Source organism: Allobosea sp. ASV33 (assembly GCF_016428755.1).
Taxonomy (GTDB): Bacteria; Pseudomonadota; Alphaproteobacteria; order Rhizobiales; family Beijerinckiaceae; genus Allobosea.
Genome location: NZ_JAELTI010000198.1, coordinates 1 through 469, shown reverse-complemented (window position 1 = coordinate 469; position 469 = coordinate 1). Strand labels below are relative to the sequence as shown.

Genomic DNA, 469 nt, shown 5'->3' with positions numbered 1-469 from the left:
GCGGCGAGCCAGGCTGAGAGGTCGTTCGCCTCATAATGCCCATTGTTGAACCCGATGAGGACGCGCAACACCGTCGATCCGGTGTTGCGGATGTAATGCCCGGCGCCCATCGGAGCATAGCCAATGTCGCCAGCCTCGAACTGCTCGGTCACGACCTGCCCTTCGGCGAGGAAGACCGCCATCTCGGCGCTGCCCTCCAGGTAATACTGCCACTCGTCGGCATTCGGGTGCCAGTGCAGCTCGCGCATCGCGCCAGGCTCGATCTCCAGGAGCGAGCCGGCCATGCCCTTCGAGATCGGAAATTCGTCGACGGTGACGGTGCGCTGCGTCCCGCCGCCCGGCACGCGCCTTGGTTGCTGGGCCAGCAGCGGGTAGCGATGCGGCGTCGTCAAAGCAGCCGTCGCGCGCGGCGTGGCGTCGGTCGAGCGGTCGTCGGGGACGGGTCCTTGGGCGAAATAGGCCTCGCCGG

Annotated in this window: 1 protein-coding gene; it reads right to left on the bottom strand. The window is 67.4% G+C overall.

The features are described from left to right. Positions 1 to 469, bottom strand: a 469-nt coding sequence (locus tag JHD80_RS27090) for a cupin domain-containing protein (RefSeq protein ID WP_199093668.1), incomplete at both ends; no start/stop codon positions are given.